Below are 6,618 nucleotides of genomic sequence, written 5' to 3' on the forward strand. Positions count from 1 at the left end.
CCCCCGCGCACCGGCCTGCTAGTACTCGATCGCCTTCTGCGCCTCGGCGCGCTTCGCGGCGATGGCGGCGTGCTTCTCGCGCAGCCAGGCGACGCGCGCTTCGGCGTTCTCGATCGCGGTGTCCTCGGCCTGCTCGACGAGGACGCCGCGGCTGGCGGCCTCCTCGCGGAAGATCTGGTCGAGGTTCGGCAGCAGCGCCATGACGGGGCCGGTGAAGAACCCGGTCGCGGCCTCCTTGGTGAAGATCCAGCCCTTGTACTCGATCTCGCAGACGACCTGGCGGCGCCCGGCCTCGGGGTCGCGGATGGCGAGGTCGGCGACCATGGCCCACAGGGTGAAGATCGCGGAGGTGGCCTTCTCGGAGACCCAGCCGCGGCCGGGAACGGGCGGCAGGAGGTTCTCGATCGTCTCGGTGAACGTGTCGGTCGACAGCTTCTGGAGGATGCCGTCGAGCGACCGGGTCCGGATGGCCTTCACCTTGTGCCACTTGGCGGTGCCGCCGTCGAAGCCGACCTCTTTGGGGCCGATGTCGATGGTCCCGAAGTTGTCGAGCAGGCCCAGGAGCATCCCGGTGCCGGTGGGGGGCTTGTTCCCGGCGGTGATGAGCTTCGCGAGGCTCCACTGCCAGTCCTCCTGGACGGGCCGGGCCGGCAGCGGGAGGCGGGCGAGCAGCTCCTCGAAGTCGCCTTCCTTGAACGCGGACTTCGTGTTCACGGCGAGGTCCTTGGCGGCGTCGCGCTTCTGCACGGCGTAGCCGGTGGCGGCGTCCACCTTGCCCTTGGCGAAGCCCGTCGCGGCGTCGCGCTTCTCGCGGGCGCTCTCGACGCCGACGTCGACTACCATCTTCCCGGCGTCCTGCGCGCGCTGCTTCATCTGCTCAAGGCGGTCTTTCATTCCCATGCGAGCAAGATACCGGTTTACGGCAACCGGGAGGTGACGCTGCGGCGGGGCCCCGGAGGGCCCCGTCCTAGCGGTCGAGGTTGTCGCGGGCCTTGTCGCGCAGGCTTTCGGGCATGTCGCGGTTGACCATGCCCATGACGTCGATCTTGTCGCCGACGAGGGACTGCGCCATCTGGGCCATCTTGAGCGCGTGGGTCGCGCTGGCCTCCTGGATGAGCGCCATGATGGTGGGCGACAGGGACTGTCGCATGCGCATCGCGTACTCGTCGATGCCGATCTCGGCGACCTTGCCCTCGGCGTCGAGCTTGACGCGGATGCGGCCGTCCTCGGAAAAGACCTCGACGGCGTCGGCGCCGAGCTGCTCGCTGAGGTCGTTGAACTTGGCGAGCATCGCCTCGGCCTCGGCCTGCATCTGCTCCAGGCGGCGCATCATCGACTCGGGGTCGGTCGGGCGTTCGCGGTCGCTCATCGGGGCTCCTCCGGGTCGATGGGGGCCAGACCCGAGCCGCCGATGTCGTCGGGGGACAGGGCGGTGCCCATGATGGCGCTGACTCGCTGGGCGAGGTCGGCCTGCGTCCTGCGGTCGGCGGCGCGGATGGTCTCGACGATGAGCTCGCCGAGCTCGACGCCGGACATCTGGTACACGCTCATGCGCAGGTCCAGCTCCTTGACGTTCCCGGCCGCGCCGGTCACCACGCGGACCGCGCCGTCCTCGCTGACCGCCTCGCCTTCGAGCTCGACGGCGAGGCGCTCGATGTCCTTGGCCTTGCGGCGCATGTCCTCGGCCGGATCCTCCGGCATACCGCTCTCCTCCCGGGCAGGCGCGGCCTCGGGTTCGGCCGCGGTGATCCACACGATGCTAACGGCCACCTGCTCGCCTGCGTTGCGGGTGTGAACAGGTTCGCCGGTGGCGCGGTTTGGGGTGCTTCGTTATATTGACACGAGTCCGTGCCCGCCCCAAGCGTCAGAGGTGCCCCATGAGTGAACCGGTCGGCGTCACGCCCGCCCAGCTGGAGACCGCCGAGCAGCAGCTCAGGGGCCAGCTGCCCGCCGCCCAGCAGCTCAAGGGCAAGGCGGACGAGGAGGGCCTCGACATGATGGCGTGGGGCGTCCCCGGCCTGTTCTTCTCCCCCGGCTACTACCAGATGCTCGGCGAGCTGCGCGAGATGTTCGAGATGCTCGCCCTGGGCCTGGAGGGCCATGCGGGGCGCCTCAAGGAGTGCCGCGAGTCCTGGCAGAACATCGACATGGCGACCGCGCAGGAGTTCGCGAAGTACGCGCCGGAGGGCCTGGGGTCCTCGATCAACTGGGGCGGCTCGACGTTCACCGACGGCAACGGGAACTTCCAGATGTTCGAGACCGCCGAGTCGAAGAAGCAGTCGTACGCGAAGCCGATCTTCGGGGTCATGGACACGGCCGAGAAGATCCAGAAGGTCGGGCGCGCCGACAACGCCGGGGAGCTCATCGGGGCCGTCTCGGATGTCTCGAACTCCTTGCTGGGCACCATGAACGACGTCGCGCAGATGGTCACCGACCCGCTCATGTTCCTGTTCTCGGCCGGGCTCGACTTCCTCATCTCGCTCATCCAGCCCATCGACGACCTGGTCGGCATGGTCACCGGCAACGGCGAGCGGATGAACGCCGAGATCCAGCGGTGGGACCCGATCAAGGACGCGCTGCCGCCGATCGGCGAGGCCGTCGCGAAGGTCCCCGAGGAGATGCTCACCGAGTGGGCCGGGCAGGACGGCGACGCCGCCCGCGACAAGATCGCCCAGTTCGCCGAGGCCGTCATCGACGTCGGCGACAAGATCCAGGTCATGCAGGGCCTTCTCCAGGTCACCGAGCTCATCGCGACCCTCATCCGCAAGACCCTCCTGGACATCGCCGGGAAGTGGTGCAGCCAGCAGATCATCACGTGGGCCGCGGCCGGGCCGCTGTCGGCCGTGACCTTCGGCGGCGCGGCCGTCGCCGCGATGATCAACTCGATCCGCTCCGCGATCCAGTCGATCGTCATGGCGCTCAAGCGGTACAAGACCGCCGTCGACGCGTTCCTCCAGGCCAACACCATCCTCGGCCGGGTCGTCGAGACCCTCGGCAAGGCCGCCTCCCCGCTCGCGGAGGCCGGCATCAAGTTCGTCGGCGCGACCGGCAACATGGCCGGCGCGGGCGGGCCCTCGGACTCCTCGATCGTCGACGGGCTCAACGGCTGATGGCCCCCGGGCCCGGTTTCGGCGCCCCGCCGGAGGCCTACCGCGACCGCGACGGCCGCCGCTGCGAGGCGCCCGAGGCGCCCCGGCTGCGCTTCGACACCGTCGCGGACTACCGCGCGGGCCGCTCCGCGACGCTCGATCCGGGCGCGGGATCGGGCCTGCTCGACGTCCTCGTCTGCACCGCAACGACCTTCGACCGCACCGGCGTGCTCCTCTTGGACGGCGCCCCGGTCGCCGCGGGCGACGGCCGCTACCAGTTCGAAGTCGCGCCGGGCCGCCACCGCCTCGACGTCCAGGGCGCCGATGCCGCCAGCGCCGCCTTCGACGTCGCTGCGGGCGAACGGGTCCACTTCACGACCGGCCAGGGTGTGGCCGTGCGCCACCAGGTCGACTACCGCACCCAGCTGTACCGCGTCCGCGACGCCGCCGACCTCCTGCCGGTCCTCGGTGGTCGCGCGGCGAACGCTTCAGGGGCTGGCTGCCTCCTCGCGGTCGTGGGGGCGCTCGCGCTCCTGACCGCGGTCATCGCCTCCGCGGTCGGCGCCGCCGCCGTCGCGGGCCCGGCCGGCATCGCCGCCTTCGTGCTGCTCGGCGGCGGCGGGCTCATGGGATTCCTCGCGACCCGGTCGCTTCACAAGCGCGCCAAGGGCAACCGCCTTGACGCGTCCCAGGCTGAGGCGGGCGCGACCGCGTACCCGTCCCCGGAAGACGCCCGCGGCAAGGCGACCGGCGGCCCGCTGCTGGTCTTCGACCTGTTCCTGTACCGCGCCACCCGCGGCCCCGACGGGTCGATCGCCTACGCGGGCACTGGAGACGCGCTCGCCCTCGCCCACGCCGGGACCCTGCGTACCTGGATCGACGACGCGGAGGTCCCCTGCGACTGGGCCGCCTGGCACTACCCGCTCTCCCCTGGCCCGCACCGCTTCCGGGTCGACTACGCGGGCGAGGCCTCGACCGAGTTCACTTTGGACGTCCCCGGCGTCGGCGACGCCGCGGTGGTCCACGTCCCGGTCCGCGTCTTCCGCATCTGGGACCCGGTTTCAGAGTCCTTCGAAGCCCTGCCCGCCGAGATCGCCCACCGCATCACCAAGCGCGCCAAGACGATCGTGGGCCGCACGTACCAGAACAACGCGAACCCCGACGACTGGGTGCCGCCGCGGATCTGGCCGGGGAACGCCTGACCTACTGGTGGCGGCGGCGGAAGTCGATGCCGGAGCCGTCGGCGAACCTGATTCGCTTGTAGAGCCCGGCGGGCTTGCGGCGGCGCAGGATCCTGGTGCGGCGCACGCGGTCGACCTCGCCTTCATAGGTGTAGGCGGTGTCGCGGACCTCGGCGACCGTGTCGAGCGGGACGGGGCCCGTGAACTCGTTCTCCGGTCCCGAACCGCTCCAGAACTTGGCGCTCACGCGGCCCCGGGGGGCGACGAACGCGACGCGGCGGTTCGTGAAAACCCACCAGCCGCGGCGGCGAATCCCCGGAGTGACCAGGCGCCCGGCGAAGGACTCGCGGCCCTTGCCGTGCAAGACGATCGAGGGCCCCTTGGTGCGCGTGCTGCCGCTCTCACCGCCGCCTCCGCCGAGACCGTCGGCGAGGAACAAGAGCACGATCAGCACGACGACGGACCCGACGATCCACAGCAGCGTCAACCCGACGATCTTCACGGCCCGCTTGCCGAGCGAAGGCCACGGCGGCTTCGGGATGCCCTCCAGGGCGGGCAGCCGCCACACCGGGGTCGCCTCGATGAGGCGCTCCTCGGGTTCGAGCCAGCCCGCCCCGAGGAGGCGCTGGGCGTCGCGGGTGAGGTCGACCGCCGGGTCCTTCGCCATGCGTCAGCGCTCGAATTCCTGGAGGATGCGGTTGAGTTCGGCCGCGGCCTGGTCGTCGGCGGACTGGTAGTCGGCCGCGGTGCCGCGCAGCTGGACCGCGGAGCCGCCGAGCGCGTCCTCGATCGCGATGATCGCCTCGGCGAGGCCCTCCGTGTTCTCCTTGTAGGCGTCCTCGAACCCGAACGCGCCGGTGAGGCCCCAGGTCATCTGCGTGACCGAGGCGTCCTGCGCGACGTTCTGGATCGACCCGGCGTTCGTCGCGAGGCCGTCGAAGCTGCCCGCCGTGGTCTCCAGCGACGCGAGGTCGACCTCCGTCCGGCCGGCGCCGCCCGAGCTCCCGTTCCAGCCGGCGTGCATCACCGCGCTCTTCGCGGTGTTCTGGGCGGTGCCGCGTCCCTGGAGGAGGCCGAGGCCGGCCTTGACGCCGACGTTCTTGAGGACGCCGAGCCACAGGCCCTTCCCGGCGAGCTCGAAGCCGTTGGCGGGGTTGATGCCGCGGAACGGGTTCTTGCCGAGGAACTTCAGCATGACCGTGGCGAGCTTCGAGAACACCTTGACGCTCTTCTGCACCCACTGCATGGCCCGCATGAACATCGCGTAGCCCTTGGCGACGGCGCCGAGGATGAACGTCGCCACCGACGCCCCGAACGACCAGGCGCTGTTCGCCAGCGCGATCAGGCCGCGCGTCACCAGCCACGACAGGAGTTCGGCGACGATCGAGCGGATGCACCCTTCGATCGCCTCGGACAGGGCCTGCGCCCAGCCGAGCATCGTCTGGACGCTCACGGCCTCCTTCGAGCAGGCCATGATCGCGGCCTCGATGGCGTTGAGCTGGTTGTACCCCGCCTCGGCGGCCTCCCCGGACCAGCCGGTGAGGTTCGACCGGACGGCGCTGCCCGTCTCGTCGCTGAGCGCGCCGAGCGCGTCCCCGACCTGGCCCCAGACCTCGCCCTGGCGGGCCATCTCGTCCTTGTCCCCGGCGACCTGGTCCATCAGGTCCTGGAGCGGCTCGATGAGCTCGATGAGGAACCCGAGGCCCGCGTTGACGAGCGCGTAGATGGGGTCGCGGACGGCGAGCAGGCCCTGCATGGCGATCCCGGCGATGTCGCCGGGGATGCCCGCGGCCGAGGACAGGCGGTCGTCGCCCGCGATGGTGCCGTAGATGTTCTCGGCGAGGCTGGTCGCGGAACCGACGACCGGGGTGGAGTTGACGGCGCGCCTGAAGTCCCCGGGCGCTTCGGGGGTCCCGTACTGGGTGATGTCAGAGCCGTGTTGATCCGACATGCGAACTCCTCTGGACATGGTGGGCTGAGGGGCGCGCGCGAGCGGGGCGGCCGCGGCGCCGTCGTTCCAAGCTATCGCACGCACGCCATGGGGGGACTGAGGCGATTGCGCCGACAGTTGGCGCGTTGTCGCTGAACTGGAAAACCGGGCCGGCGGCTTTCGCCGCCGACCCGGTCTCGGTTACTGCTCTATGCGTACGGGTCTTCGTTCTCGTTCCCGATGCCCCACACGTCGTCGTCCTCGGTGAGCCAGGTGCCGGTCTCGCCGTCCTCGCCCGGAGCGCCGCCCGGACGGCCGCCTGCGCCGCCCATCATGCCGCCCATGGCGCCACCGCGACCCATGCCGGCCCCGCGACCACCAGCGCCGCGACCGCCGCCAGCACCGGCTCCGGCACCAC

General features: G+C 70.9%; 7 protein-coding genes and 1 pseudogene. 2 read left to right on the forward strand and 6 right to left on the reverse strand.

The annotated features are described in order from the left end of the window. Window positions 1-18: 18 nt before the first annotated feature. The 3 genes from DI269_RS25290 to DI269_RS25300 all read right to left on the reverse strand — a co-directional run bounded on the left by DI269_RS25290 (window position 19) and on the right by DI269_RS25300 (window position 1,770). Window positions 19-900: a hypothetical protein gene (locus DI269_RS25290; RefSeq protein WP_157975200.1), complete on the reverse strand. Its 882-nt coding sequence runs from the start codon at window positions 898-900 to the stop codon at window positions 19-21. Between the two features lie 67 nt (window positions 901-967). After that, the gene (locus DI269_RS25295; RefSeq protein WP_112141195.1) at window positions 968-1,369 is read right to left on the reverse strand and encodes a YbaB/EbfC family nucleoid-associated protein; all 402 of its coding nucleotides are present in this window, start codon (window positions 1,367-1,369) and stop codon (window positions 968-970) included. Then, window positions 1,366-1,770 (reverse strand): YbaB/EbfC family nucleoid-associated protein, encoded by a 405-nt coding sequence (locus tag DI269_RS25300; protein WP_157975201.1) that lies wholly within the window; start codon window positions 1,768-1,770, stop codon window positions 1,366-1,368. The genes DI269_RS25295 and DI269_RS25300 overlap by 4 nt, the downstream gene beginning before the upstream one ends. Window positions 1,771-1,877: 107 nt before the next feature. On the opposite strand from DI269_RS25300, the gene DI269_RS25305 reads away from it, so the two are divergent. Then, the gene (locus DI269_RS25305) at window positions 1,878-3,110 is read left to right on the forward strand and encodes a hypothetical protein (RefSeq protein ID WP_112141199.1); all 1,233 of its coding nucleotides are present in this window, start codon (window positions 1,878-1,880) and stop codon (window positions 3,108-3,110) included. Beyond that, a complete protein-coding gene (locus DI269_RS25310) occupies window positions 3,110-4,291 on the forward strand; it encodes a hypothetical protein (RefSeq protein WP_112141201.1) in 1,182 nt (393 codons plus the stop codon). The genes DI269_RS25305 and DI269_RS25310 overlap by 1 nt, the downstream gene beginning before the upstream one ends. Window position 4,292: 1 nt before the next feature. Here the strand turns inward: DI269_RS25310 and DI269_RS25315 are convergent, their stop codons facing one another. From DI269_RS25315 to DI269_RS27340, 3 genes and pseudogenes are all read right to left on the reverse strand, one after another. Further along, window positions 4,293-4,937, reverse strand: coding sequence for a hypothetical protein (locus DI269_RS25315; RefSeq protein ID WP_112141202.1), 645 nt, complete (start codon window positions 4,935-4,937; stop codon window positions 4,293-4,295). A gap of 3 nt (window positions 4,938-4,940) precedes the next feature. Continuing rightward, complete coding sequence (locus tag DI269_RS27335) at window positions 4,941-6,221, reverse strand: WXG100 family type VII secretion target (protein WP_157975202.1); 1,281 nt, start codon at window positions 6,219-6,221, stop codon at window positions 4,941-4,943. Between the two features lie 188 nt (window positions 6,222-6,409). After that, window positions 6,410-6,618, reverse strand: a pseudogene (locus tag DI269_RS27340) (hypothetical protein); the annotation flags it as partial.

The sequence above is a fragment of the Glycomyces dulcitolivorans genome, assembly GCF_003265355.1.
Classification (GTDB): Bacteria; Actinomycetota; Actinomycetes; order Mycobacteriales; family Micromonosporaceae; genus Glycomyces; species Glycomyces dulcitolivorans.

Excerpts from the sequence above, each read along its gene's own strand:
- DI269_RS25290 (WP_157975200.1), bottom strand. The coding sequence starts at position 900 with ATGGGAATGAAAGACCGCCTTGAGCAGATGAAGCAGCGCGCGCAGGAC.
- DI269_RS25295 (WP_112141195.1), bottom strand. The coding sequence starts at position 1,369 with ATGAGCGACCGCGAACGCCCGACCGACCCCGAGTCGATGATGCGCCGC.
- DI269_RS25305 (WP_112141199.1), top strand. The coding sequence starts at position 1,878 with ATGAGTGAACCGGTCGGCGTCACGCCCGCCCAGCTGGAGACCGCCGAG.
- DI269_RS25310 (WP_112141201.1), top strand. The coding sequence starts at position 3,110 with ATGGCCCCCGGGCCCGGTTTCGGCGCCCCGCCGGAGGCCTACCGCGAC.
- DI269_RS25315 (WP_112141202.1), bottom strand. The coding sequence starts at position 4,937 with ATGGCGAAGGACCCGGCGGTCGACCTCACCCGCGACGCCCAGCGCCTC.
- DI269_RS27335 (WP_157975202.1), bottom strand. The coding sequence starts at position 6,221 with ATGTCGGATCAACACGGCTCTGACATCACCCAGTACGGGACCCCCGAA.